We start from the raw sequence: 25,812 nt of genomic DNA, 5'->3' as shown, positions 1-25,812 counted from the left end.
CCTACTTGTTGACCAGCTTGGCCGGCACCGTCCAGGTGAGGAAGGCGCCGAACAGCAGCACGCCGGCCAGCACGAACAACGCGATGTCGGTGCTCTTCGTGGCGTCCTTGATCAGGCCGATCATGTAGGGGCTCACGAAGCCCGCCAGGTTGGCGAAGGAGTTGATGAGCGCAATGCCCGCCGCCGCGCCCGCGCTCGACAGGATGGCCGTCGGCAGGCTCCAGAACAGCGGCGACGTCGCCAGGCTGCCGCCCGCGGCCAGGGCCAATGCGGCCAGGGAGAGGTACACGTTGTTGCTGAAGATCGCGCTCAGCGTGAGGCCCAGCGCGCCGCAGCAGAAGGGCACGATCAGGTGCCAGCGGCGCTCGCGCATGCGATCGGAGCTGCGGCTCACCAGCAGCATCGAGACGATGGCCACGGCGAAGGGAATGGCCGTGAGCAGCCCGATGTTCAGCGCGCCCGACACGCCCGACTGGCGCACCAGCGTGGGCAGCCAGAAGGTCAGGCCGTACTGGCCCATCACCGTGCAAAAGCAGATCAGCGCCATCTTCACGATGCGGCGGTCGGCAAACAGCGCGCGCAGCGTCATGTGGCTGGTGCCGCCCTTGGTGGCGTTCTCGGCGGCGATGTTGCGTGCGAGCACGGCCTTTTCTTCGGCGGTGAGCCAGCGTGCGGCCTGGATGCTGTTGTCGAGGTACACGATGACCAGCAGGCCGATCACCAGCGAAGGCAGCGCCTCGATGAGGAACAGCCACTGCCAGCCGCGCAGGCCGCCCATGCCGTGCATGGCCTCCATGATCAGGCCCGACAGCGGTCCGCCCAGCACGCCCGACACCGGAATCGCGCACATGAACACCGCCACCATCTTGGCGCGGCGGTGCGAGGGAAACCAGTAGGTGAGGTACAGGATCATTCCCGGGTAGAAGCCGGCCTCGGCCGCTCCGAGCAGGAAGCGCAGCACGTAGAACTGCGTGGGCGTGGTCACGAACATCATCGCGGCCGAGATCAGGCTCCACGTGATCATGATGCGCGAGATGGTGGCCTTGGCGCCGATGCGGTGCATCAGCAGGTTGCTCGGCACCTCGAAGAAGAAGTAGCCGATGAAGAACAGGCCCGCGCCCAGCCCGTACATCGCCTCGCTGAACTGCAGGTCGCTGAGCATGTTCAGCTTGGCGAAGCCGACGTTGACGCGGTCCAGGTAGGCGGCCACGTAGCAGAGCATCAGGAACGGCATGAGTCGCCATGCCACTTTCTTGTAGAGCGCGTTCTCCGCTGCAGCAGAGGTGGTGGCCGGCTGCAGCGGCGCATGAAGGGTGGTGGTTGACATGGCGGTCCTCGAAGGCGTCGATGGGTGGATTAACTGGTATTACCGGTATGATTTAACGCGACCGAGACCTTAAGGCCTCATGCGCCATTGGACACTAGCGATTTCCCTGACGCCGGGAGATTGACTGAGTGGATGTATCGCAAGGATACTGGTAATACCAGTTGGACCAAAAAGCCGAGGAGTTTCTGTTGACGATTGCCAGCCCCACTTTCCTGCCCCCGGCGCCGGGCACGCCCGCGGCGCTCGCGCTCGTTGCGCAGCCGCTGACACGCGAGGCATTCGCCGCGTTCGGCGACGTCATCGAGAGCGCGCACGCCCGGTCGATGCCGATCAACGCGGGCATGACCACGCGCTTTCACGACCTGGCGCGCGTGGACCCGGGCCCCGGCGACAGCCGCGTGCTGGTGAACATCTTCGAGACGCAGCCTTATGCGATGCCGCTGCAGGTGGGCATGCTGGAGCGCCACCCGCTGGGCAGCCAGGCCTTCGTGCCGATGGACGGCAGCCGCTTTCTCGTGGTGGTGGCGCCGGCGGGCGACACGGTGCGCGTGGAAGACATCCGCGCCTTCGTCACCGACGGGCGGCAGGGCGTGAACTACGCGCGCGGCGTCTGGCACCACCCGCTGGTGGTCACGCAGCAGCCGGCCAGCTTCGTGGTGATCGACCGCGGCGGGGCCGGGCCGAACTGCGACGAGATTCTGGTGCCGCCGGCGTGCGTGGTGCGCGTCAGCCTGGCGGGCTGAGCGCGCGCCATCCCTGCGGCCATCGCCCGGCGGCTGCGCCAGCGTCGCAGGCACCGCGACGCCGACTTGCGGCCATTGGCGAAAGAGGCCTACACCGCCGGGAGCGCCCCGGTGAAACCTTCGGGCCATGGGTGAACGCCATGCGCAATCCAACGAAATCGATGTTTGCCGGAAGCCTCGCTGTCGGGGTCTTGGGCGTTGCGGCGCTCCTCGCCGGGCCGGCTGCCGCGCAGCCGGCCGACAAGCCACCGCCGGTCAAGCCGCAAGCGCAACCCGGGCCCGATCCCGAACTCCTCGTGAAGCCGCCGCCCCATGGCCATCCGCGGCTGGTGAAGCCCGCACCGCCCGACCGCGACCCCGGCATGGTGAAAAAGCCACCGGCGGACGCGAAGCGGGCCGGCGAGGACAAGCCCCGCGTGGACGACCCCGGTGCGCCCTCGCGCCAGGACGACTGCCGGGGCACCGCCGAGGACTGCAGGCAGAACTCCCCCCGATGACGCCTTGAACGGAAGAACACGTCTCGCCATGAAATGGTCGAGTCGCCGGGCTACCTGCGCAAGACCTGCGACCGCGAGAGCGGGTTGGCGCTCATCGACATCGACGCCTGAGCGGTGCGGCCGGGCGTCAGCCCCGCGTGATGAGGTGGCTTACTGGCACTGGAACAGCACGCCGGATTCGGCGGGCGCCTTGCCGAGCCACTTCGGCTCCTGGCTCTTGGCGCTGCAGTAGTCCGAAGCCTGGGTGTAGGTCATGGCACGCAGCACACCGTCGCGGAAGGGAACGATCTGGTTGGGCGGCGTCGAGCAGCCGGCAATGACCAAAGCCAGGGGAAACAGTGTGATGCGCCAGTTCATCGGGCCATTCTAAAGAGGTCGTGCAAGCGCATGAGCCCGCGGCCAGGGCAGGGCGGGTCGGCCCGCGCCGGCTTCTTTTTGCGAGGGCACGGGGCTATAGTCTGCGAGCACTGCTGCAGCCCCTTCCGATCCCCAAAGGACGTTCGTGCCGGACTCTCTGACTTCCACGCTCACCAGTTACTACGATGCGGTGCCCTACGACTCGCACCCGTTTCCCCAGTCCGCCGTGGAGCACCTGGAAGCCCTGGCCTTCCTGTTCGGGCTCGAGGCGCCGCCGCCGCACAAGGCGCGCGTGCTCGAGCTGGGCTGCGCCGCCGGCGGCAACCTGATTCCGTTCGCGGCGCGTCACCCGCAAGCCCAAGCGGTAGGGGTCGACCTGTCGCGCGTGCAGGTGGCGCAGGGCGCCGCGGCGCTCGATCAGGCGGGGCTGTCGAACATCGAGCTCAAGGCCTTCAACATCGCCGACATCGACGCCTCGTTCGGCCTGTTCGACTACATCGTCTGCCACGGCGTGTACAGCTGGGTGCCGGGGCCGGTGCAGGACGCGATCCTGCGCGTGTGCGCCGAGAACCTGGCGCCGGGCGGCGTGGTGTACGTGAGCTACAACGTGTACCCGGGCTGGAAGGCGCGCGAGATCGTGCGCGACGCGATGATCCTGCGCGGCGGCCCGCGCGACACGCCCGAAGAAAAGCTCTCCTACGCGCGCGGCATGCTCGAGTTCCTCGAGCAGTCGGCCCGACCCGACAGCGTGCTGCGCAAGACGCTCGAAGAGACGATGCCGATCGTGCGCAACTCCGGCAACTACTACCTGCTGCACGAGTTCCTCGAGCCCTGCAACGAACCCTGCTATTTCAAGGAGTTCGTCGCGCGTGCCGAAGCGCGCGGGCTGGCCTACCTGTGCGACGCCGAGCCCTCGACCATGTTCGTGCAGAACTACGGCGAGAAGGTGCGCGACCCGCTGCTGCGCGAGTGCGGCGGCAGCCAGGTGATGATGGAGCAGTACCTCGACTTCCTCGTCAACCGCACCTTCCGCCAGACGCTGCTGGTGAAGCAAGGCAACGCCGCAAACATCCGCTACCGCCTCGAGGTGCCCCGCCTGCGCGCGCTGGAGTTCGCCGGCGTCTTCCGCGTTGATGGCGGCGAGGCGCTCACCATCGACGCCCGCGAGCAGCCCTGCACCGCGCTGCGCGAGCTGAAGGTCACGTTGCGGCTGCCGGCGCACAAGGCGGTGGCGCAGGCGCTCGACGCGAGCTATCCGTGTTCGATGTCGACCGAGGCCCTGCTGGCCGCGGTGGTGACGCTCACTGGCGAGCCGCGCGCGGCCGTCGAGCCCATCGTGCTGGCCATGCTCGAGGAGCTGCTGATTCTGGGCGCGCTGCGCATCCGCCGCACGCCGGTGCCGGCGGCTTCTGCCGTCTCCGAGCTGCCGCAGGTGCTGGCCCCGGTGCGCCGCGCGCTGGCCGGCATGCCCGCGTCGCAGGCGGCGGCCGTGCTCTGCAACCAGTGGCACGAACCGGTGTCGCTCACGGTGCTCGAACGCAGCCTGCTGCCGCTGCTCGACGGCGCGCACACGCACGAGGCGCTGGCCGCCTTCCTGCTCGACGAGGTGCGCGCCGAACGCCTGCGCTTCCTCAAGGACGACCAGCCGCTGACCGACCCGTCGGCGCTGCACGCCTTCGCGCAGGAGCAGGTCGCGCAGGCGCTGCAAAGCCTGCGGCGCAAGGCGCTGCTCACGGCCTGAAGGCCCACACCATTCACCCCTCCCTCATTCTTCATCCAACGCACAGAGGAGACTTTTCCATGCAGCACTTCAAGTGGACCCCCACCCTGCGCGCCGCCGTCGCGGCCGCGCTCACTCTGGCGGCGGCCGGCGGCGCGCAGGCCGCGTCGCAGGCGCCGGTGGCGGCCGAACACGGCATGGTCGTGAGCGCGCAGCACCTGGCCAGCAAGGTTGGCGTCGATGTGCTCAAGCGCGGCGGCAACGCGGTCGATGCGGCCGTGGCCGTGGGCTATGCGCTGGCGGTGGTGTACCCGGCCGCCGGCAACCTCGGCGGCGGCGGCTTCATGACCGTGCAGCTGGCCGACGGCCGCAAGACCTTCCTGGACTTCCGCGAGAAGGCACCGCTGGCCGCCACGGCCAACATGTACCTCGACAAGGACGGCAACGTCGTCAAGGGCCTGAGCACCCACGGCCACCTCGCCGTGGGCGTGCCGGGCTCGGTCTCGGGCATGGAGTACGCGCGCGAGAAGTACGGCACCATGAAGCGCGCCGACCTCATCGCCCCCTCGGTCCAGCTGGCCGACAAGGGCTTTGCGCTGGAGCAGGGCGACATCGACATGCTGCTCACCGCCACCAACGACTTCAAGAAAGACCCGGTCTCCGGCGCCATCTTCCTGAACAAGGGCGAGCCCTTCGCGGTCGGCCAGAAGCTGGTGCAGAAAGACCTGGCCAAGACGCTGAAGGAAATCAGCGCCAAGGGCACCGACGGCTTCTACAAGGGCTGGGTCGGCAAGGCCATCGTGGCGTCGAGCCAGGCCGGCAAGGGCATCATCACGCAGGCCGACCTCGACCAGTACAAGACGCGCGAACTCGCGCCGGTCGAGTGCGACTACCGCGGCTACCGCGTGGTGTCGGCGCCGCCTCCGAGTTCGGGTGGCGTGATCATCTGCGAGATGCTCAACATCCTGGAGGGCTATCCGCTGAAGGACCTGGGCTTCCGTTCGGCGGAGTCGGTGCACTACCAGATCGAAGCCATGCGCCACGCCTACGTGGACCGCAACAGCTACCTGGGCGACCCCGACTTCGTGAAGAACCCGCTCGACCGCCTGCTCGACAAGGGCTACGCCGCCAAGATCCGCGCCGCCATCGACCCCAAGAAGGCCGGCGTGTCCAAGGACATCAAGCCCGGCGTCGCGCCGCATGAAGGCAGCAACACCACCCACTACTCGATCACCGACAAGTGGGGCAATGCCGTTTCGGTCACCTACACGCTGAACGACTGGTTCGGCGCCAAGGTCACGGCCGACAAGACGGGCGTGCTGCTGAACAACGAGATGGACGACTTCACCTCCAAGATCGGCGTGCCCAACATGTACGGCCTGGTGCAGGGCGAGGCCAACGCGATCGCCCCGGGCAAGCGCCCGCTGAGCTCGATGAGCCCGACCATCGTGTCGAAAGACGGCAAGCCGGTGTTCGTGGTCGGCACGCCGGGCGGCAGCCGCATCATCACGGCCGTGCTGCACACCATCCTGAACGTGGTCGACTACGGCATGAACGTGCAGGAAGCCGTCGATGCGCCGCGCTTCCACCAGCAGTGGCTGCCCGATGTGACCAACGTCGAGACCTTCGCGATCAGCCCCGACACCCGCAAGATCCTGACCGACATGGGCCACAACCTGGGTGTGCCGCAGCCGGCCAACCACCTGGCGGCGATCATCGTCGGCGCGCCCTCGCTGGGCGGCAAGCCGGTGGGCGCGAACCGCTTCTACGGCGCCAACGACCCGCGCCGCAACACGGGCCTGGCGGCAGGCTACTGAACCTGCGGCACACTTGAAGGCGGTCGTGCCCCTGTCGGCACGGCCGCTTTTTTCATTTTTCATGCACCTGCAAGACATCCTCTATACCCAGGGCTTCGGCACCCGCCGCGTGTGCGCGGGCCTGGTCCAGCAAGGCCACGTGAGCATCGCCGGCGCGGCCGTGACCGACCCCTTCGCCGACCTCGACCCCGAAGGCCTGCTGTTCACCGTGCAGGGCACCGAGTGGGCCTGCCACGAGAAGGCCTACCTGATGCTGCACAAGCCGGCCGGCACCGAGTGCTCGCAGAAGCCCTCGACCTACCCGAGCATCTACACGCTGCTGCCGTCGCCGCTGCGGCTGCGGCCCAACAAGGGCGCGGTGCAGGGCGTGCAGGCCATCGGCCGGCTCGACCAGGACACGACCGGCCTGCTGCTGCTGACCGACGACGGCCAGTTCATCCACAAGATGGGTTCGCCCAAGCACCACGTGCCCAAGGTCTACGAGGTGACGGCCAAGCACCCGATCGACGAGGCGCAGATCGCCAAGCTGCTGGCCGGCGTGGTGCTCGACGACGACCCGAAGCCCGTGCGCGCGGCCGCCTGCGAATCGGACAGCCCGCTGCACCTGCGGCTCACGCTCACCGAAGGCAAGTACCACCAGGTCAAGCGCATGCTGGCCGCGGTCGGCAACCGGGTCGAGGGGCTGCACCGCTCGCGCATCGGCGGCCTGGCGCTGCCGGACGACCTGGCGCCGGGGCAATGGCGCTGGCTCACGGCCGAACAGGTGGCCCAGCTGCGCGCGCCGGTGCCCCGGGCCGCTTGACATAGGTCAAGGCGCCGCGCGCAACAGCGGGTGAGGGGGCGCCGGCGGTCAGCTGTTTGTCGGGTTCGACCGTTAAGATTGTTAACCCTCTCCCGGAACCTTCCCTTGCGACTCCCTGCCCGCCCGAACGGCCGCATCGCGGCCTTCCTGCTGTCCTGCCTGTGCCTGACAGCCCTGGTGACCCTCCCCGCCGCGGCGGCGCCGCCGGCCCCTCCACCGGTTTTTGTGCTCAATTCGCTGGACGCCAGCGTGAGCGTGATCAACCCGGTCGACTGGACCGAGAAGCAGCGCATCCCGACCGGCAAGGAGCCGCATCACATCTACATGACGCCCGACGAAAAGTCGGTCATCGTGGCCAATTCGGCGGGCGATTCGCTCACCTTCCTGGACCCGCGCACGGCCGAGGTGCAGCGCGTGGTGTACGGCATCATCGATCCGTACCAGCTGCAGTTCTCGCGCGACATGAAGTGGTTCGTCACGGCGGCCAACCGCCTGAACCACGTCGACGTGTACCGCTGGGACGGCAAGGACCTGAAGCTGGTCAAGCGCATCGCCACCGGCAAGACGCCCAGCCACATCTGGATCGACAACACCAGCACCGTGGCCTACGTCACCATGCAGGACAGCGACGAGCTGATCGCGGTCGACCTGCCGACCCAGACCATCCGCTGGCGCATGGCCACCGGCGCCATGCCGGCCGACATCTTCGGCGCCCACAACGACAAGACGCTGCTCGTGGGACTCACCGGCAGTGACGGCGTGCAGGTGTTCGACGTGGCCGGCGCCCAGCCCAAGCTGGTCGGCAAGATCCCCACCGGCAAGGGCGCCCACGCCTTCCGCTCGGCCGGCGACGGCAAGACCGTGTTCGTGAGCAACCGGGTCGCCAACACCATCAGCCGCATCGACCTGACCACGCTGAAGGTCGTCGCCACCTACAACGTGCCCGGCGGCCCCGACTGCATGGACGTGTCGGCCGATGGCAAGACGCTGTACGTGACCTCGCGCTGGGCCAAGAAGCTCACGGTGGTCGATCTCGCGAGCCAGAAGGTCGTGCGGCAGATCAACGTCGGCCGCTCGCCGCACGGCGTCTGGACCCTCGACCATGCCAAGCGCATCTGAGCGCGTGCGCAGTTTTCGCACCGCCGGCGTGGCCTTCGCCGTCGCGGCGCTGGCCTGCGCCACCGTGCCGGCGGCCGGTGCCCAGGAAGCCGCCGCCTGCGACAAGCCGGTCTACCTGACGCTGGACACGGGCCACATGGGCATCGCCCCGCTGGTGGCCGACGTGCTCAAGCGCCAGGACGTGCGCGTCACCTTCTTCGCCGCCGCCGAGCGCACCCAGACCGACGGCGACAGCCTGGACGACCACTGGGCGCCGTGGTGGAAGGCGAGGGCGGCCGAAGGCCACGAGTTCGGCTCGCACACCTACGACCACGCCTACTGGCGCGGCGACGTCAAAGGCACGCCGCCGAGCTTTCGCATCAAGCCGTCGGCCGGCCCGCAGACCGGCAAGGAGTCGGTCTGGAGCGCGGCCCAGTACTGCGCCGACATCCGCAAGTCGTCCGACCGGCTGGCCGCCATCACCGGCAAGAAGCCGCTGCCGCTGTACCGCGCGCCGGGCGGCAAGACCTCGCCCGCTTTATTGGCGGCCGCCAGGGACTGCGGTTATGCGCACGTGGGCTGGTCGCCCGCCGGCTTCCTGGGCGACGAGCTGCCCAGCGAGGCGTTCAGCAACCAGAAACTGCTGGCCCAGGCGCTCGCGGGCATCCGCCCCGGCGACATCCTGCTGGCGCACCTGGGCATCTGGTCGCGCAAGGACCCGTGGGCGCCCGCCAACCTGGAGCCGCTGATCGTCGGGCTGAAGGCCAAGGGCTTCTGCTTTCGCACGCTGCGCCAGCACCCGGACTACCGCGCCTGGATCGCCTCCCACCCTTGAATCCTGAGTTTTCGCCGTGATCGACTGGTTGACCGACGTTTTTTCCGCCATGCAGGGCTGGCTCTTCGAGACCGCCGTGCAGCCGCTGGTGTACGCCATCGGCCTGGGCGGCTGGGCCGAGGACGCCTTCGACGCCACCGGCTGGCTGCTGGTCGGGGTGATCCAGATCCTCGTGCTGCTGGCCGTCATCGGCCCGTTGCAGCGCTGGCGCGCGGTCGAGGCCGTGACCGATCGCCGTGCCATCCGCATCGACGTGCTCTACACGCTGATCCACCGGCTGGGCCTGTTCCGGCTGGCGCTGTTCTTCACGCTGCAGCCCCTGTTCGACGACCTGCTCGGCAGCCTGCGCATGGCGGGGTGGGGCACCTTCCACCTGGACGAGGCCTGGCCCGGCGTGACCGACGTGCCGTGGGTGGCCTTTGCCATCTACCTCGTGGTGCTCGACTTCGTGGGTTACTGGATCCACCGCGGCCAGCACCAGTTCAACTGGTGGTGGAGCCTGCATTCGCTGCACCACTCGCAGCGCCAGATGACGATGTGGAGCGACGACCGCAACCACCTGCTGGACGACGTCATCCACGACACGCTCATCGTCATCGTGGCGCAGCTGATCGGCGTGGCGCCGGGCCAGTTCATCGCCGTCGTGGCCTTCACCCAGCTCAGCGAGAGCCTGCAGCACGCCAACCTGCGGCTGAGTTTCGGGGCCATCGGCGAGCGGCTGTGGGTCAGCCCGCGCTTTCACCGGCTGCACCACAGCATTGGGCTGGGGCATGAGTCGCACGGTCGGAGCACGCTGGGCGGCCACAACTTCGGCGTGCTGCTGCCCTGGTGGGACATGCTCTTTCGCACCGCCAACTTCGAGAATCGCTACGACCCGACCGGCATCCGCGACCAGGTCGAGCCCGGCGCCGACGGCCGCCCGCGCGACTACGGCCAGGGCTTCTGGTCGCAGCAGTGGCTGGGGCTGAAGCGGCTGTTCGGCCGCGCCTGATCCGCCCGCAGGCCCGGCGGCTGGCGGGCCGGGGCCTTGCGCTATCCTCGAACCTCATGCGCCTGCTCCTCGACTCCTTCTGGCGCGCGGTGGCCTATTGCATGCTCCCGCGCGTGATCGTGCTGTCGCTCCTGCCATTGGCGCTCATGGTGCTGCTGGCCGCGGGGCTCGGTTACTTCTACTGGGACGCGGCCGTCGCTTGGACGCGCGAGGCCCTCGACGCCTGGCCGCTGCTGTCCAGCTTCTGGGCCTGGATCGGGCGCCTCTTCTCGAGCGACGTCACGGCCGCGCTGGCGCCACTGGTGGTGGTGTTCGGCGTCACGCCGCTCATCGTGGTGCTGTCGCTGCTGATCGTGGCCGGCTTCATGGCGCCGGCGCTCACCAAGCTCGTGGCCGAACGGCGCTTTCCCACGCTCGAACAGAAGAAGGGCGCCTCCTTCTTCGGCAGCGTGCTGCGCTCGCTCGGCGCCACCGTGCTGGCGTTGATCGCCCTGGTGGTGTCGATGCCGCTGTGGCTCATTCCGCCGCTGGTGCTGATCCTGCCGCCGCTGATCTGGGGCTGGCTCACCTACCGGGTGATGAGCTTCGACGCGCTGGCCGAGCACGCCAGCCCCGAGGAACGCGCCGCGCTGCTGCGCGCCCACCGGCTGCCGCTGCTGTGCATCGGCGTGCTGTGCGGCTACCTGGGCGCCGCGCCGAGCATCGTGTGGGCCTCTGGCCTGCTGTTCGCCGCCGCCTTCTTCGTGCTGGTGCCGATCGCCATCTGGATCTACACGCTGGTCTTTGCTTTCTCCGCGCTCTGGTTCGCGCACTACTGCCTCGACGCCCTGACCCAGCTGCGCGCCCAACGCGCGGCGCAGCAGCCCGCGGCCGGCAGCGGCGACGCACAGCAGACGCTCGAGGCGGCGCAAGCCACCGAGGCCAACAAGGCCGCTCTTTCTCAATGGAGTTCTCCATGACACGCGCATTCGGTCTCATCGTCGTCGGCGACGAGATCCTTTCCGGCAAGCGGGCCGACAAGCACATGGCCAAGGTCATCGAGCTGCTGGCCGCGCGCGGCCTGCAGCTGGGCTGGGCCGAGTACGTGGGCGACGAGCCCACGCGGATCACCGCGGCCCTCATGCGCGCCTTCGCCTCGGGCGACATCGTGTTCTCGACCGGCGGCATCGGCGCCACGCCCGACGACCACACCCGCCAGTGCGCCGCCCAGGCCCTGCGCGTGCCGCTGGCGCTGCACCCCGAGGCCGAGGCGCTGATCCGCGAGCGCATGCAGGACACGGCCCTGGAGCAGGGCGTGCCCTACGAACCCGACCGGCCCGACAACATCCACCGCCTGAACATGGGCGTGTTTCCGCAGGGCGCGTCGATCATCCGCAACCCGTACAACAAGATCCCGGGGTTCAGCGTCGAGCACGTGCATTTCGTGCCGGGCTTTCCGGTCATGGCCTGGCCGATGATCGAGTCGGTGCTCGACAGCCGCTATGCCGATCTGTTCACCCGCAACGCCATCGCCGAGAAGTCCGTGATCGTTTTCGGTGCGATGGAAGCCACCCTCACGCCGCTGATGCAGGCCATCGAGCAGGCCCACGCCGGCATCAAGGTGTTCAGCCTGCCCAGCGTGGATCACCCGCAGTACGGGCGCCACATCGAGCTGGGCGTCAAGGGCGACCCCGCGAAGCTCGATGCCGCCTATGGCCAGCTCATCGAAGGCCTGCACACTTTCGATGCGAAGCTTGGCCCCGAATTGGTGCGTTAATTTGCATTGCACCAATTTGGTGATTTTTTCCTTTTCCGGCAGCCCCTGGGCCGTCACCCGGGCCTCATCCGGCGGGGTGACAATGGCACAGAAACTGCATCCTCCCGTCCCTGTATTCCTAACCACCATCCAACTCAGGAGAAACTGATGGCAAAGACCGTCGCCGATGTACTCAAGCTCGTCAAGGAAAACGAGGTCAAGTTCGTCGACTTGCGCTTCACCGACACCCGCGGCAAAGAGCAGCACGTGACCGTGCCCGTGTCGCACTTCGATGAAGACAAATTCACCTCGGGCCACGCGTTCGACGGTTCGTCCATCGCCGGTTGGAAGGGCATCGAAGCCTCGGACATGCAGCTCATGCCCGACCCGAACACCGCCAACATCGACCCGTTCTTCGAAGAAACGACGCTGATCCTGACCTGCGACGTGATCGACCCGGCCGACGGCAAGGCCTACGAGCGCGACCCGCGCTCGCTCGCCAAGCGCGCCGAGGCGTACATGAAGGCTTCCGGCCTGGGCGACACCGCCTACTTCGGACCGGAACCCGAATTCTTCGTGTTCGACGGCGTGCGCTGGAAGAACGACATGTCGGGCTGCTTCGTGAAGATCGAGTCCGAAGAAGCCTCGTGGAACACCGACAAGGAGTTCGAGCACGGCAACAGCGGCCACCGTCCCGCAGTCAAGGGCGGCTACTTCCCGGTGCCTCCGGTCGACAGCTTCCAGGACATGCGCTCGGAAATGAGCCTGGTGCTCGAATCGCTGGGCATCCCGGTCGAAGTGCATCACCATGAAGTGGCCAACGCCGGCCAGCTCGAAATCGGCACCCGCTTCAGCACGCTGGTGCAGCGCGCCGACTGGGTCCAGCTGCAGAAGTACGTGATCCACAACGTGGCCCACGCCTACGGCAAGACCGCCACCTTCATGCCCAAGCCCATCGTCGGCGACAACGGCTCGGGCATGCACGTGCACCAGTCGGTCTGGAAGGACGGCAAGAACCTGTTCGCCGGCGACGGCTACGCAGGTCTGTCGGACTTCGCGCTGCACTACATCGGCGGCATCATCAAGCACGCCCGTGCCCTGAACGCCATCACGAACCCCGGCACCAACAGCTACAAGCGCCTGGTGCCCGGCTTCGAAGCCCCGGTGAAGCTGGCCTACTCGGCCAAGAACCGTTCGGCCTCGATCCGCATCCCGTTCGTGGCCAACCCGAAGGGCCGCCGCGTCGAAGCGCGCTTCCCCGATCCGCTGATGAACCCGTACCTGGGCTTTGCCGCGCTGCTGATGGCCGGCCTGGACGGCGTGGAAAACAAGATCCATCCGGGCGAAGCCGCCAGCAAGGACCTGTACCACCTGCCGCCGGAAGAAGACGCGCTGATCCCGACCGTCTGCCACAGCCTGGACCAGGCTCTGGAGCACCTGGACAAGGACCGTGCGTTCCTGACCAAGGGCGGCGTGTTCACCGACTCGTACATCGACGCGTACATCGACCTCAAGATGCAGGAAGTCACGCGCTTCCGCATGGCGACGCACCCCGTCGAGTTCGACATGTACTACTCGCTGTAAAAAGCGCCACAACGAGCCCGCCCCGGCGGGCAAGTAAGACAAAAGGACGGCCCCGGCCGTCCTTTTTCCTTGGTGCGGAACACCCTGTCGTGAGCGGGCCCGAATTGCATCAAAATGCGCGTTTGTCGCGCCCTCTCCGGATCCAAATGAAGACTGCCTCCCTGATTTTCCTGGCCGCCGCCTCGTTCGCCACCGCCACGGCGGCGCTCGCGCAAGAGCGCGTCTGGCGCTGCGGCAACGAGTACACCAACAACGCGACCGTGGCCCAGCAAAAGGGCTGCAAGATCATGGAAGGCGGCAACGTCACCGTCGTGCAGGGCACGAAGCCTTCGGGCGGCGGTGGTGGCAGCGCGGCGTCGTCGGGCGGTTCATCCGCCGCGCGCGCCCCGGCGGGCAGCCCGCGCGTCGAAGGCGTCGACCAGCGCGCCCGCGACGGCGAGGCACGCTCGGTGCTCGAGGCCGAGCTGCGCAAGGCCGAGGCCCGCCAGACCGAGCTCAAGAAGGAATACAACAACGGCGAGCCCGAGAAGCAGGGCAGCGAAGGCCGCAACTACCAGAAGTACCTGGACCGCGTGGCCGAGATGAAGGCCGAACTCGCGCGCAACGAGAGCGACATCGCCGGCATCCGCCGCGAAATCGGCCGCCTGCCCGGCAAGCCGCAAGCGCAGTAAGCGGCGCGCAGTCCATGGTGTTCGGCAAGAAGGCGACTGGCGCCAATCCGCGCTTTCGCGCCTTCGACCTCTTGTCCACGCTGATCGCGGTGGTCAACAGCGACGGCTCGGTGCTGTTCGCCAACGCAGGCCTCGAAGACGCGCTGGGTACCTCGCGGCGCACGCTCGAGGGCTCGCAGTTCGGCGCCTGTTTCCATGAGCCGCAGGTGCTGCGCACCGCGCTCGACGGCGCCAGCAGCAACGACTTCGCCACGCTGCGCTACGAGGCCTTCCTGCGGCGCGTGAACCACGAACTGATGCCGGTGCAGGTCACGCTCGCGCACGGCGACAAGAAGGGCGAGCTCATCATCGAGATGTCGCCGCTGGAGCAGCAGGTGCGCCAGGACCGCGAGGAGCGCCTGATCGACCAGGCGCAGGCCAACAAGGAGCTCATCCGCAACCTCGCGCACGAGATCAAGAACCCGCTGGGCGGCATCCGCGGCGCGGCGCAACTGCTGCAGATGGAGGTCGAGTCGCGCGACCTCATCGAATACACCCAGGTCATCATCCACGAGGCCGACCGGCTGCAGACGCTGGTCGACCGGCTGCTGGCGCCGCACCGGCGCCCGCACGTGGTGGGCGACGTGAACATCCACGAGGTCTGCGAGCGCGTGCGCTCGGTGATCTTGGCGGAGTTTCCGCGCGACCTGCACATCGAACGCGACTTCGACGTCTCCATTCCCGAGTTCCGCGGCGACCGCGAGCAGCTCATCCAGGCCACGCTCAACATCGCGCACAACGCGGCGCAGGCCCTGGCCGAGCGCCGCGCGGCGGGCGACGCGCAGATCACTTTCAAGACCCGCGTGGCCCGCCAGGTGATCTTCAACAAGCAGTGGTATCGATTGGCACTGGAATTGCATGTCATCGACAATGGACCGGGTGTGCCGGACACGATCAAGGACCGCATCTTCTATCCGCTCGTTTCGGGCAGGGAAGGTGGGACCGGGCTGGGACTGACGCTTGCGCAAACTTTTGTGCAACAGCATCACGGCGTGATCGAGTGCGACAGCGTCCCGGGCCGAACCGATTTCAAGATATTGATTCCGCTGCCCTAGCGCAGCCCCGGCAACAGAGGAGATGCATGAAGCCGATCTGGATAGTTGATGACGACCAATCGATACGCTTCGTGCTCGAGAAGGCGCTGCTGCGCGAAGACCTGCCCACGCGCAGCTTCACGAACACACGCGAAGTGCTGGCCGCGCTCGAACAGGCCGAAGGCGACGAGCAGCAGGGCCCGCAGGTCCTGGTGAGCGACATCCGCATGCCGGGCGGCTCGGGGCTCGACCTGCTCGACAAGATCAAGGCCAAGCACCCCGGCCTGCCGGTCATCATCATGACCGCCTTCTCCGACCTGGACAGCGCGGTCTCGGCCTTCCAGGGCGGCGCCTTCGAGTACCTGCCCAAGCCCTTCGACCTGCCGCGCGCCGTCGAACTCATCCGCCGCGCCGTCGACGAAAGCCAGCGCGAAGAAGTGTCCGAAGAGCGCATGGTCGCCGCCCCCGAGATGCTCGGCCAGGCGCCCGCGATGCAGGACGTGTTCCGTGCCATCGGCCGGCTGTCGCAAAGCAACGTCACGGTGCTCATCACCGGCGAATCGGGCTCGGGCAAGGAGCTGGTGGCGCGCGCGCTGCACAAGCACTCGCCGCGCGCCAACGGCCCCTTCGTGGCGATCAACACCGCCGCCATTCCGAAAGACCTGCTCGAGAGCGAACTCTTCGGCCACGAGCGCGGCGCCTTCACCGGCGCGCAGACCATGCGCCGCGGCCGCTTCGAGCAGGCCGAGGGCGGCACGCTGTTCCTCGACGAAATCGGCGACATGCCCTTCGACCTGCAGACGCGCCTCTTGCGCGTGCTCAGCGACGGCCACTTCTACCGCGTGGGCGGCCACAACTCGGTCAAGGCTAATGTGCGCGTCATCGCCGCGACCCACCAGGACCTCGAGCAGCGCGTGAAGCTCGGCGGCTTCCGCGAAGACCTGTTCCACCGCCTCAACGTGATCCGCCTGCGCCTGCCGGCGCTGCGCGAACGCGGCGAAGACGTGCCCGCGCTCACGCGCCACTTCCTGCAGCAGAGCGCGCGCCAGCTGGGCGTCGAGCCCAAGCGCATCTCCGACGCGGCGCTGGCCAGGCTCGCGGCCTTCAACTTCCCGGGCAACGTGCGCCAGCTCGAGAACATCTGCCACTGGCTCACGGTGATGGCGCCCGCGCAGCTGATCGAGTCGAAAGACCTGCCGCCCGAAGTGATGGCGGGCAGCGGGGCGGACGTGCATGTGGCGGTGGCCGAGGTGGCGGCGCCCGTGCAGGCTGCAGCGCCGTTGGCCGTCGAGCGCGATGCGTCCGCACCGGTGGTCGCGGCCCCCGAGGCGGTGCCAGGCGCCCCCGCCGGCCCCAGCGCCTGGGAAAGCGGCCTCGAAGCCGAGGCTCAGGCGCTGCTGGCCGCAGGCCGCACCGACGTGTGGGACGTGCTCACGCGCCGCTTCGAATCGCGGCTCATCCTCACCGCCCTGGCCAACACGCGCGGCCGGCGCATCGAGGCGGCCCAGAAGCTGGGCATCGGGCGCAACACCATCACCCGGAAAATCCAGGAACTCGGTATCGAATGAAAAGGCCCTCCCAGGGCCTTTTTTTTATTACCGGCTGCGCTGGCCGAGCGTGAGGGAATCGAGCTGGAAATTGCCGCTCTTGTCCCAGAGCCAGGTGTCGACATACGTGTGACCGCCCAGCTTGCCGGGGCTCGGCAAGGGCGAGGTCGCCTTGACCAGCTCCGCGATCATCGGCGGCACCTCGGGCGCATGGCTGGGCACGCGGCTGAAGGTGACGTTGGTGACCTTGCCGTTCGCATCGATCTCCGTCTCGACCACCACCACCGCGTACACCAGTGGCGGGATCTTGCCCTTGTAGATGCGGCTGGCATACGCCTTGTAGATGTGGCGCGCGCCGGTCTTGCGGTAGGTGCGGATCGCGGGCGTCTGCGCGGTGATCAGCCGCACGGTCGGCACGTCGCGGCTGCCTTCGGTGGTGGTTGCACCGCCGGGCGATGTGCTGCCTGTCCCGCTTTCCGATCCGCCGCCCGGCTTGAGCACCGAGCAGGCGGCCATCGCGAGCGCCGCGGCGGCGATCGCGGCAGAACGGGCCAGGCGTGCGGCGATCGGCGTCGTCATGGCCGTCAGGCGCCCGCGCCGAGTTCGAGCACCACCGGGGCGTGGTCGCTCGGCTTTTCCCACTTGCGTGGCACGCGGTCGATGACGCAGCCCTTCACCAGCGGCCGCAGCGGCTCGCTCACGAGGATGTGGTCGATGCGCAGGCCGCGGTTCTTCTGGTAGCCCAGCATGCGGTAGTCCCACCACGAGAAGCTTTTTTCGGGTTGCTCGAACATGCGGAAGCTGTCGGTCAGGCCCAGGCCGAGCAGCGCCTTGAAGTGGTCGCGCTCTTCGGTCGTGTGGTGGATCGTTTCCTTCAGGCCCACGGGGTCGAAGCTGTCGCGGTCTTCGGGCGTGACGTTGAAGTCGCCCAGCAGCACGAGGTTCGGGTGCGCCGCGAGTTCACGCGCGATGTAGTCGTGCAGCGCGTCGAGCCACTTCATCTTGTAGGCGAATTTCTCGCTGCCCGGTTCCTGGCCGTTCACGAAGTAGCCGTTCACCACGCGCAGCGGGCCCGAGGGCGTCTCGATGGTGGCGGCGATCACGCGCGACTGCTCGTCGGCGAAGTTCTCGATGTTCTTCACCACGTCGCGCACCGGTGCCAGGCTGAGGATGGCCACGCCGTTGTAGGTCTTCTGCCCGAACACCGCCGCCTCGTAGCCGGCCGACTTCAGCACCTCGAGCGGAAACTTGTCGTCGGTCATCTTGAGCTCTTGCAGGCACAGCACATCGACCGGGTTGGCGATGAGCCAGTCGAGCACATGCTGCAGCCGCGCGGTGAGGGAGTTGACGTTCCAGGTGGCTATTTTCATGAGGGCTCTGCGTATTCGGTTATCGGGGGGCGGTCGTGCGTTCGCAGCCGGTCGGTGAGGTCTCTGTGCAGGCGAAAGAAGTGGCCGCGCCCAGACCCGGAAGGAAGGCGTGTCGGCAGCGAGACCGCGACAGTGATTTCCATCGCGGTATTTTGCCTCGCTGGATCGGGATGCCGTGTAAGCGAAGGCGAGGGGCGCGGAACCGCCGACCCGCTCGCCGGCGCTAGGGCTGACGGTACCAGCCCAGCTCACCCTGCAGGAACTGGGCGGCCTCGGGCGGCAGATCGTCCGAGTCGAAGAAGCTCGCCACAGGCCGCTCGACCACGATGCACCCCGCGTGCAGGTACGCCACGCGCGTGGCCAGGCGCTTGGCCTGCCCGAGGTTGTGCGTGCTCATCACGATCGTCACGCCGCTGTGGGCGACTTCTTCGATGAGGGCCTCGATCTCGTTCTTGGCGCCAGGGTCCAGGCTGGCCGTGGGCTCGTCAAGGAACAGGATGTCGGGCTGCAGCGCCCAGGCGCGCGCCAGGCCCAGGCGCTGCTGCTGGCCGCCCGACAGCGAACGCGCCGAGCGCTCGGCATGTTCGAGCAGGCCCACGCGCGCCAGCGCCAGGCCGCAGCGCTCGCTGCGCTCGGCGGCCGGCACGCCCGCCAGCCACAGGCCCACCCACACGTTGCGCCACACCGAGAGGCTCAGCAGGAACGGGCGCTGGAACAGCATGGCCGCGCGCGGCAGGCGGCCTTCGGGCCGCAGCGGCAGGCGCTCGCAGCGTCCTTCGCAGGGCAGCAGCCCGTGCAGCAGCCGCAGCAGCGTGGTCTTGCCCGAGCCGTTGGCGCCCACAAGCACGAGCCGGTCGCCCCGGTGCAGGGTCAGCGAGGCCTCGTCCAGCGCGACCAGCGCGCCGAAGCGCACCGTGGCGCGCTCGAGCCGGATCAGCGGCACCGTGCCGGCCACGGCCGGCGTGTGCGGGGCGAGCGCGCGGCGCATCGCGCGCGGCTTCGCCGGCGGGGCAGTGCTCAGCGGACGCGTGGCCAGCCATTGCAGCAGCCCGATGGCACCGTTGACTGCGCCGACCACCGCCAGCAGCACGATGCCCAGCGCCAGGGCCAGCGCGAGGTCGCCCTTGCTGGTTTCCAGTGCGATGGTGGTGGTCATCACGCGCGTGACGCCGGCGATGTTGCCGCCGACGATCATCACCGCCCCCACCTCGGCGATGGCCCGCGCGAAGGCCGTGAGCAGCACGGTGGCCACGCCCATCCGGTCGTGCACCAGCATCAGCAGGGCGGTGGCCAGCGGCCCGGCGCCCAGCGAGCGCAGCTGGTCGCCGCCGTCGGCCAGCGCCGCCATCACGAGCCGGCGCGACAGCGCGGCGATCAGCGGCGTGACGAGCACGCTCTGCGCCACCACCATCGCCGACGGCGTGAAAAGAATGCCCAGTTCGCCCAGCGGCCCCGAGCGCGAGAGCAGCAGGTACACCAGCAGGCCCACCACCACGGCGGGCAGGGCCAGCAGCGTGTTCACCAGCCACACGGCCAGCGCATGCCCCGGGAACCGCGCCACCGCCAGCCAGGCGCCCAGCAGCAGGCCGAACAGCGCGCCGATCAGGCAGGCCGTGGCGCTCACCTGCAGCGAGAGCGCCGTGATGCGCACGAGTTCGGGGTCGGCGCTGGTGATGAGGCGCCAGGCCAGCGCCCAGCCTTCGGTCACGGTGTTCATCGGGAGACGGCCTTCATCGCCGACGCGAGGCCGTGCGCATCGCGTGGCCCGGCCCCGTCATCGACCGGCGCGCCGTTCACTGGCCTGCGTTCGGGAAGAAGAGCTGTTCGCCGCCGATCTTGTACGCGGCAATGGCGGCCTGCCCGTCGCGCGACACGACCCAGTCGGAGAAGCCTTGCGCCAGGTCCTTCTTCACGTGCGGGTGCCTGGCCGGGTTCACGACGATCACGCCGTACTGGTTGAACAGCTGCTTGTCGCCCTCGACCACGATGCCCAGGTCGGCGCGGTTCTTGAAGTTGAGCCAGGTGCCGCGGTCGGACAGCACGTAGGCGTTGGTCGAGGCCGCGATGTTGAGCGCCTGGCCCATGCCGCAGCCGCATTCCTTGTAGCCGGCCGGCTTGGCCGCGGCCAGGTCGATGCCGGCCAGCTTCCACTGGCGCAGCTCGGCCGCATGGGTGCCGCTCTTGTCGCCGCGCGAGACGAAGGCGCCGCCCGTGGTGCCCAGGCGCTTGAGGGCCGCCGCGATGTCGTTGCCGCGCACGCCGGCCGGGTCGGACTTGGGCCCGATCAGCACGAAGTCGTTGTACATGACCGGGCGGCGCGGCAGGCCGAAGCCTTCGGCAACGAACTTCTCTTCGGCGGGCTGGTCGTGCACGAACAGCGCGTCGGCGTCGCCGCGGCGCGCCATGTCCAGCGCCTGGCCCGTGCCCACCGCCACCACGCGCACCTCGGTGCCCGATGCTTTGGTGAACTGCGGCAGCAGGTGCTTGAACAGGCCCGACTGTTCCGTCGAGGTGGTCGAGGCCAGCACGATGAACTTGTCCTGTGCGTGCGCCACCGGCGCGAGCAGCGTGCCGGCAAGCGCACCGGCGAGGGCGAGAAGGGTGAAGCGTCTGCGCGAAGCCATCGTCATCGTGTCAGTCCTCGAGAATGAAAAAAAGAAGCGGTTCGGCCATCAGGCTGCGGCATCGACGCGAAAGCCCAGCCGGCCCAGCGCCTCGCGCGCCGCGGCCGATTGCAGCAGCGCAATGAAGGCCTGAACCGGCGCGCGCGCAAGCCGTGCCTGGGGCACCACGAAGTCGTAGCGTTCCTCCTGCACGGGAATGAAACCCAGCCCGTACTGCCGTGCGACCGTGTCGATGGCCAGGCCCCAGTCGGCGCGCTGCTGCGCCACGGCCACCGCCACCGCGTTGTGCGACTTGGTCTGCACGCCGTAGCCGGGCGGTTGCGCGCCGCCGAGCAGGCGGTCGATGAGGATGCGGGTGCCGCTGCCGGCGTTGCGGTTGACCATGGTGCAGCCGGGCTGCGCGGTCGCGGCGGCGATGGCCGCGGCGGCGTCCAGGCCCTCGAAGCGCGCGTCGCCGGGGCGATGGACCACGCCCTGCATGCGGCCGTAGCCCGTCACCAGTTCGAGGCCCGGCGTGAGCAGCGGGCGGTTGTAGGCGCCCGTCGCCGGGTCCATCAGGTGGATGCCGGCCACGTCGCATTCGCCGCGCTTGGCGGCCATCAGCCCGCCCGTGCTGCCCACGTTCATGGCCTTGATGCGGATGCCCTGGCGCATCAGCTCGCCGGCCAGCCAGTCCAGGCCCACGCAATGGCTGCCGATGAAGATCAGGTCGGCGGCGTCCAGCCCCTGGCCCAGCAGCTGCACCTGCACGGGGGCGCCGGCATGGACGATCTCGGTGTGCTGGCCGATGGTGATGAAGCCGTCGGCGCTGCTGAAGGTGGTGACCGAGCCGGAGCCCTTGCCCATCGGGTAGGCGGCCACGCCGTCGTCGGTGGGCACCAGGCCCACCAGCAGGTACTCGGTGCGGCCGCGCTCGGAGTTCACGCGCATCGGCAGCGTGGCCGCCACGTGCGCATGCCGCTGCGGCGGCCGGCCCGCGAAGGCGCGGATCACGGGCGCCAGGAACTCGTGGAAGGTGAAGACCGCCGAGGTCGGAAAGCCCGGCAGGATCACGACCGGCTTGCCGCCCGTGACCGCCAGGCACACCGGCTTGCCGGGCTTGAGCGCCACGCCGTGCGCCACCACGCCCGGGTCGCCGAGGGCGGCCACCACGCGGTACGACAGGTCGCCTTCGCCCTTGGACGTGCCGCCCGAGAAGACCACGGCATCGCATGCCAGCCCGCGTGCGAGTGCGGCCGACAGCAGGGCCTCGTCGTCGGGGATCACGCCCAGGCGCACCGGCTCGCCGCCCAGTTCCTCGACCGCGGCGCCGATGATGGCGGCGTTGGAGTCGTACACCGCGCCCGTGGGCAGCGGCGCACCGGGCGCGACGATCTCGTTGCCGGTGGAGAAGATGGCCACGCGCGGCTTGCGCCACACGGCGACCTCGGCCAGGCCCAGCGCCGCGAGCACGCCGATCTCGCGCGAGCTCAGCACCTGGCCGGCGCGCAGCACGGTCTCGCCGCGCGCGATGTCGGTGCCGGCGTAGCTGACGTTCTCGCCCGCCGTGGCCGCGCGGCGCACCTGCACGTTGCCGCCGTCGAGGTCAGTGTGTTCCACCATCACCACCGCGTCGGCGCCGCGCGGCAGCATGCCGCCGGTGGCGATCGCCGTGGCGTGGCCGGGCGTCACTTCGCGCCGCGGCACGATGCCGGGTGCCAGCGTCTCGCCCACGAGGGCCAGCGCGCGGACCTGCTCTTCCATCGCGCCCCAGGTGTCGGCGGCCTGCACGGCAAAGCCGTCGACGTTGGAGCGGTCGAAGCCGGGCACGTCGATGGCGGCGATCGCGTCGTCGGCGAGCACCCGGCCCAGCGCCGCGTGCAGGGGTACGGTCTCGCGGCCCAGCGGCGCGAGGCTCAGGTGTTCGCGGAAGCGGCGCTCGGCCTCGTCCCGCGTGACGACATCGAGAAATTGCGATTGGGCTTTCACAGGCACTCGTACAGATGAACAGTGACGTCGGTCCCGGGCCCGAAGCCTTCGCTTTCGGCGGGGGCGATCACGAAGCCGTCGGCGCGCGTGGTCGAGCTCAGCACCGAGGCGCCCGAGAGCGCGAGCGGTTCCACGCCGTCGGCGCCGATCTTCACGCGCACGTAGTCGACGCGCCCCACCTGCGAGACGATCTTGCGCGCCACGGTGGCGCGCGTGCGCGGGTAGGGCCAGTCGGCGGGCCGGCCGCCGAGCTGGCGGATCGCACGCCCGGCAAAGAAGTCGTAGGCGCACAGGCAGGAGACGGGGTTGCCCGGCAGCAGGAACACCAGCGTGTCGCCGATGCGCCCCATGCCGGCCGGGCTGGAGGGCCGCATCGCGATGCCGTGGATCGCGAGTTCGCCGAGTTCGGCCAGCAGGCGCGGCGCGTGGTCCTCGGCGCCCACGCTGGAGCCGCCGGAAATGAGCACCACGTCGGCGCCGGGCGCGGCCAGGGCCTGCGCGATGATTTGCGGGTCGTCGCCCAGGCGCTGGTGCGACTCGAGCAGGCCGCCGTCGCGCGCCACGAGGCCGCGCAAGGTCACGGAGTTGGCGTCGTAGATCTCGCTCGGGCCCTTGGGCGTGCCGGGTGCGCGCACTTCGTTGCCGGTGACGAGCAGCCGCACGCGCGGGCGGCGCACCACCTGCAACTGCGCCAGGCCCAGCGACGCCGCCAGCCCCGCGTCCTGCGGGCGCAGGCGGCGGCCCGGGGGCAGCGCGGTGCTGCCGCGCGCGATGTCTTCGCCGACGTGGCCCACATGCTGGCCCGGCGCGACGGCGCGCGTGATGGCCAGGCGCCCGTCCTGCTCGCTCGCGTATTCGGCGGGCACCACGGCATCGAGCCCGCGCGGCACCGGGGCGCCGGTCATGATGCGGATGGCGGCGCCCGCGGGCACCTCGCCATCGAAGGGGCGGCCGGGCCAGGCGTGGCCGGCGATCGGGAACTCGAGCGGGTTGTATTCGCCGGCGCCCGTGGTCTCGCCGCCGCGCAGCGCATAGCCGTCCATGGCCGCGCGGTCGAACTCGGGCACCGCGATGGGCGCGATCACCTCCTGCAGCAGCACCCGCCCCGTGGCCTCGTCGACGGCCACGGATTCACCGGGCAGCAAGAGCGTGTGGGCATCGATCCAGGCGAGGGCGGCGGGCACCTCGGCGCGCTGCGTGAAGCCGCGCATACGCACATCGGTCGAGGCAGTTCGTTCGGGTGTGGGCATCGGGGCCAGTATAGAAGTTGGAGGTCGCCGGCGTGGTCGGGCATGGCACCTGACAGCCATGCACAAGGCGGCCGTGCCGGACTTTGCCGGCGGGCCATTTGCGGTCGTTTTTTCTTCAGCCGCGTCCGCGCACGCGCGGTGCGTCGCCGGCTTACTTCTTGGGTGCGGGATTCGTCTGCGCCGAGGTCTGGTTCGAACTCGGCGGCGACGCGGCCGTGGGGGCCGGGGAGTGGGCGCCCGATGCCTCGATGGGCTTGGTTTCAACCTTGGGGGCCGCGGCGTAAGGCCCCGGGTCCACGCAGGGCGGCGTGGCCACCGCGGCCGGTGCCGGCTTGCCGGCGGCCTGCGCGCTCGCGCGGTACTTGGCGGCGACCTGGTCCTGTGACTTGCACAGCAGGTAGCCGTCGGTCTTGGCGCTCCACGCGGTGCGGGCCGCGGCCTCGGCGGCCTTGGCCTGCGCTTCCGGCGTGGGCGGGGGGAGCTTGGCGACAGCGGAGGTCGCAGCGAGTGCGCACAGAAGAAGGGTCAGCGTGTGCTTCATGCGGAGGTTCCTTGCTGCGCCGTCGCCGGCCGTGCGGGCTCGGATGCGCCGGCCGGTTGCGAGCGCTGCGCGGGGATCTTGCCGGCCTGGATGTCGTCGTACCAGAGCTTGTGGTGCTCGCGCGCCCAGGCCTCGTCGACATAGCCTTCGCGCATCGCCTTGTAGGCGCCGTCCATGCCCAGCGTGCCGATGTAGATGTGGCCCATGATCATCGCCATCATGAGCAGCGTGGCCACCGCGTGCACCATGTGCGCGATCTGCATCTCGCCGCGCGTGTAGACGAAGCCGGGCAGCAGCTTGTCCAGGAACAGGCCCGAGGCGATGACGATGCTGCCCAGGAACAGCACGCCGCCCCAGAACACCGCCTTCTCGCCAGCATTGAAGCGATGCGACGCGGGCTCCTTGCCGCCGAACAGGCCGCCGCCGTGCCGCAGCCAGGTGAAGTCGTCCTTGCTCGGCCAGTTGCTGCGGATGAAGGTGAAGATCATGAACAGCGTGGTCACCACGAACAGCGGCCCCACGAAGTTGTGCACCGTCTTGAGCACGTAGGCGAGCCAGCCGAACAGCGTGCCGCCCAGCACCGGCAGCAGGAAGAACTTGCCGAAGGCCATCACGATGCCCGAGATCGCGAGCGTGACGAAGGCCAGTGCGTTCGACCAGTGCGTGGCGCGCTCGAAGGGCGTGAAGCGCTCGATCTTGCGGCCGGTTTCGGTGCCGTGCAGGCGGATCGGCCCGCGTGTGAAATAGAAGATGGCCAGCGCCAGCAGCGTCACGAAGAGCAGCGCCGCGCCGTACGGAATGATCCAGTCGTTGCGCACCTGCCGCCAGGCCTCGCCCGCGTTGGTGAAGCGCGAACCCGGGTACTGCACGAAGCGCTGGATCAGGTTGCCGGCCTCGGGCGCCTGGCTCACCGGCAGGCTGCTGTAGCCGGTGACGCCACCGCTCACCTGGCGCCACATCGGCGCGTTGTTGCCGGGCTGCACCTTGTTGCGCTCGCCGTTGGTCTGGTTGAGGTAGTTGGGATCGGCGCTGGCCTCGGGCTTGACGTCGAAGATGTTCTGGCTGCGGATGCCGCCCTCGGCCTTCGGTGCTGCAGCCGTGGCTGCGGCAGGCGAAGCAGGGGCGGGCGCCGCGGTCACGGCGCCGCTCGCGGCCGGGGTGGCCTCCTGGGCCGGCGCCACCGCCGCCCAGCCCAGGAGCGCGGTCGCCAGCAGCGCGTGGAGCGCGTGCCTGGTGCGAATGGTGACGCTCATGCGGCCTCC

The 25,812-nt window shown here is 69.0% G+C and carries 24 protein-coding genes; 14 read left to right on the top strand and 10 right to left on the bottom strand.

Annotated features, from left to right (window positions below):
* Window position 1 precedes the first annotated feature (1 nt).
* Window positions 2–1,327 (bottom strand): MFS transporter, encoded by a 1,326-nt coding sequence (locus AC1RAD_RS28400; RefSeq protein ID WP_492738422.1) that lies wholly within the window; start codon window positions 1,325–1,327, stop codon window positions 2–4.
* A 185-nt stretch (window positions 1,328–1,512) separates the two neighbouring features.
* Between AC1RAD_RS28400 and AC1RAD_RS28395 the strand changes: the two genes are divergently transcribed.
* The gene (locus AC1RAD_RS28395) at window positions 1,513–2,070 is read left to right on the top strand and encodes an ureidoglycolate lyase (RefSeq protein WP_070059812.1); all 558 of its coding nucleotides are present in this window, start codon (window positions 1,513–1,515) and stop codon (window positions 2,068–2,070) included.
* Between the two features lie 140 nt (window positions 2,071–2,210).
* On the top strand, window positions 2,211–2,567 hold the full coding sequence (locus tag AC1RAD_RS28390; protein WP_492738420.1) for a hypothetical protein: 357 nt from the start codon (window positions 2,211–2,213) through the stop codon (window positions 2,565–2,567).
* A gap of 150 nt (window positions 2,568–2,717) precedes the next feature.
* On the opposite strand, the gene AC1RAD_RS28385 is transcribed toward AC1RAD_RS28390, so the two are convergent.
* A complete protein-coding gene (locus AC1RAD_RS28385) occupies window positions 2,718–2,924 on the bottom strand; it encodes a hypothetical protein (RefSeq protein WP_062470893.1) in 207 nt (68 codons plus the stop codon).
* A 145-nt stretch (window positions 2,925–3,069) separates the two neighbouring features.
* On the opposite strand from AC1RAD_RS28385, the gene AC1RAD_RS28380 reads away from it, so the two are divergent.
* From AC1RAD_RS28380 to ntrC, 12 genes are all read left to right on the top strand, one after another.
* Window positions 3,070–4,665: a class I SAM-dependent methyltransferase gene (locus AC1RAD_RS28380; protein ID WP_492738418.1), complete on the top strand. Its 1,596-nt coding sequence runs from the start codon at window positions 3,070–3,072 to the stop codon at window positions 4,663–4,665.
* Window positions 4,666–4,724: 59 nt separating this feature from the next.
* Window positions 4,725–6,461 (top strand): gamma-glutamyltransferase, encoded by a 1,737-nt coding sequence (gene ggt, locus AC1RAD_RS28375; protein WP_070059809.1) that lies wholly within the window; start codon window positions 4,725–4,727, stop codon window positions 6,459–6,461.
* A gap of 61 nt (window positions 6,462–6,522) precedes the next feature.
* Window positions 6,523–7,263 carry a pseudouridine synthase gene (locus AC1RAD_RS28370; protein ID WP_307694364.1) on the top strand — a complete coding sequence of 247 codons (741 nt, stop codon included), beginning with the start codon at window positions 6,523–6,525 and terminating at the stop codon, window positions 7,261–7,263.
* A 105-nt stretch (window positions 7,264–7,368) separates the two neighbouring features.
* Complete coding sequence (locus AC1RAD_RS28365; RefSeq protein ID WP_062470897.1) at window positions 7,369–8,382, top strand: YncE family protein; 1,014 nt, start codon at window positions 7,369–7,371, stop codon at window positions 8,380–8,382.
* On the top strand, window positions 8,366–9,196 hold the full coding sequence (locus AC1RAD_RS28360) for a polysaccharide deacetylase family protein (protein ID WP_492738415.1): 831 nt from the start codon (window positions 8,366–8,368) through the stop codon (window positions 9,194–9,196). The genes AC1RAD_RS28365 and AC1RAD_RS28360 overlap by 17 nt, the downstream gene beginning before the upstream one ends.
* 16 nt (window positions 9,197–9,212) lie before the next feature.
* Window positions 9,213–10,187, top strand: coding sequence for a sterol desaturase family protein (locus tag AC1RAD_RS28355; RefSeq protein ID WP_139703607.1), 975 nt, complete (start codon window positions 9,213–9,215; stop codon window positions 10,185–10,187).
* Window positions 10,188–10,243: 56 nt separating this feature from the next.
* A complete protein-coding gene (locus tag AC1RAD_RS28350) occupies window positions 10,244–11,146 on the top strand; it encodes an EI24 domain-containing protein (protein WP_492738413.1) in 903 nt (300 codons plus the stop codon).
* A complete protein-coding gene (locus AC1RAD_RS28345; protein WP_167394999.1) occupies window positions 11,143–11,943 on the top strand; it encodes a competence/damage-inducible protein A in 801 nt (266 codons plus the stop codon). The genes AC1RAD_RS28350 and AC1RAD_RS28345 overlap by 4 nt, the downstream gene beginning before the upstream one ends.
* 147 nt (window positions 11,944–12,090) lie before the next feature.
* The gene (gene glnA, locus AC1RAD_RS28340) at window positions 12,091–13,506 is read left to right on the top strand and encodes a type I glutamate--ammonia ligase (protein ID WP_062470904.1); all 1,416 of its coding nucleotides are present in this window, start codon (window positions 12,091–12,093) and stop codon (window positions 13,504–13,506) included.
* 146 nt (window positions 13,507–13,652) lie between these two features.
* Complete coding sequence (locus AC1RAD_RS28335; protein WP_159275120.1) at window positions 13,653–14,177, top strand: hypothetical protein; 525 nt, start codon at window positions 13,653–13,655, stop codon at window positions 14,175–14,177.
* A gap of 14 nt (window positions 14,178–14,191) precedes the next feature.
* The gene (gene glnL, locus AC1RAD_RS28330; protein ID WP_062470910.1) at window positions 14,192–15,271 is read left to right on the top strand and encodes a nitrogen regulation protein NR(II); all 1,080 of its coding nucleotides are present in this window, start codon (window positions 14,192–14,194) and stop codon (window positions 15,269–15,271) included.
* A gap of 26 nt (window positions 15,272–15,297) precedes the next feature.
* Window positions 15,298–16,818, top strand: coding sequence for a nitrogen regulation protein NR(I) (gene ntrC / locus AC1RAD_RS28325; protein ID WP_354347834.1), 1,521 nt, complete (start codon window positions 15,298–15,300; stop codon window positions 16,816–16,818).
* 27 nt (window positions 16,819–16,845) lie between these two features.
* Here the strand turns inward: ntrC and AC1RAD_RS28320 are convergent, their stop codons facing one another.
* From AC1RAD_RS28320 to AC1RAD_RS28285, 8 genes are all read right to left on the bottom strand, one after another.
* Complete coding sequence (locus AC1RAD_RS28320) at window positions 16,846–17,376, bottom strand: hypothetical protein (protein WP_095744474.1); 531 nt, start codon at window positions 17,374–17,376, stop codon at window positions 16,846–16,848.
* Window positions 17,377–17,381: 5 nt separating this feature from the next.
* The gene (xth, locus tag AC1RAD_RS28315; protein WP_492738410.1) at window positions 17,382–18,167 is read right to left on the bottom strand and encodes an exodeoxyribonuclease III; all 786 of its coding nucleotides are present in this window, start codon (window positions 18,165–18,167) and stop codon (window positions 17,382–17,384) included.
* Between the two features lie 223 nt (window positions 18,168–18,390).
* The gene (locus AC1RAD_RS28310) at window positions 18,391–19,884 is read right to left on the bottom strand and encodes an ABC transporter permease (protein ID WP_492738408.1); all 1,494 of its coding nucleotides are present in this window, start codon (window positions 19,882–19,884) and stop codon (window positions 18,391–18,393) included.
* Between the two features lie 76 nt (window positions 19,885–19,960).
* A complete protein-coding gene (locus tag AC1RAD_RS28305; protein WP_492738406.1) occupies window positions 19,961–20,791 on the bottom strand; it encodes an ABC transporter substrate-binding protein in 831 nt (276 codons plus the stop codon).
* A gap of 48 nt (window positions 20,792–20,839) precedes the next feature.
* A complete protein-coding gene (locus tag AC1RAD_RS28300) occupies window positions 20,840–22,759 on the bottom strand; it encodes a molybdopterin biosynthesis protein (protein WP_492738404.1) in 1,920 nt (639 codons plus the stop codon).
* The gene (locus tag AC1RAD_RS28295; RefSeq protein WP_492738402.1) at window positions 22,756–24,009 is read right to left on the bottom strand and encodes a molybdopterin molybdotransferase MoeA; all 1,254 of its coding nucleotides are present in this window, start codon (window positions 24,007–24,009) and stop codon (window positions 22,756–22,758) included. The genes AC1RAD_RS28300 and AC1RAD_RS28295 overlap by 4 nt, the downstream gene beginning before the upstream one ends.
* Window positions 24,010–24,160: 151 nt before the next feature.
* Window positions 24,161–24,550 (bottom strand): hypothetical protein, encoded by a 390-nt coding sequence (locus AC1RAD_RS28290; RefSeq protein WP_095744480.1) that lies wholly within the window; start codon window positions 24,548–24,550, stop codon window positions 24,161–24,163.
* Window positions 24,547–25,803 (bottom strand): formate dehydrogenase subunit gamma, encoded by a 1,257-nt coding sequence (locus tag AC1RAD_RS28285; protein ID WP_492738400.1) that lies wholly within the window; start codon window positions 25,801–25,803, stop codon window positions 24,547–24,549. The genes AC1RAD_RS28290 and AC1RAD_RS28285 overlap by 4 nt, the downstream gene beginning before the upstream one ends.
* Between the last annotated feature and the right edge of the window lie 9 nt (window positions 25,804–25,812).

It is taken from the genome of Variovorax sp. GW823-FHT04B03, from assembly GCF_058796495.1.
Note: the sequence above shows the minus strand (reverse complement) of the source record. Positions and strands in the feature narration are given on the sequence as shown.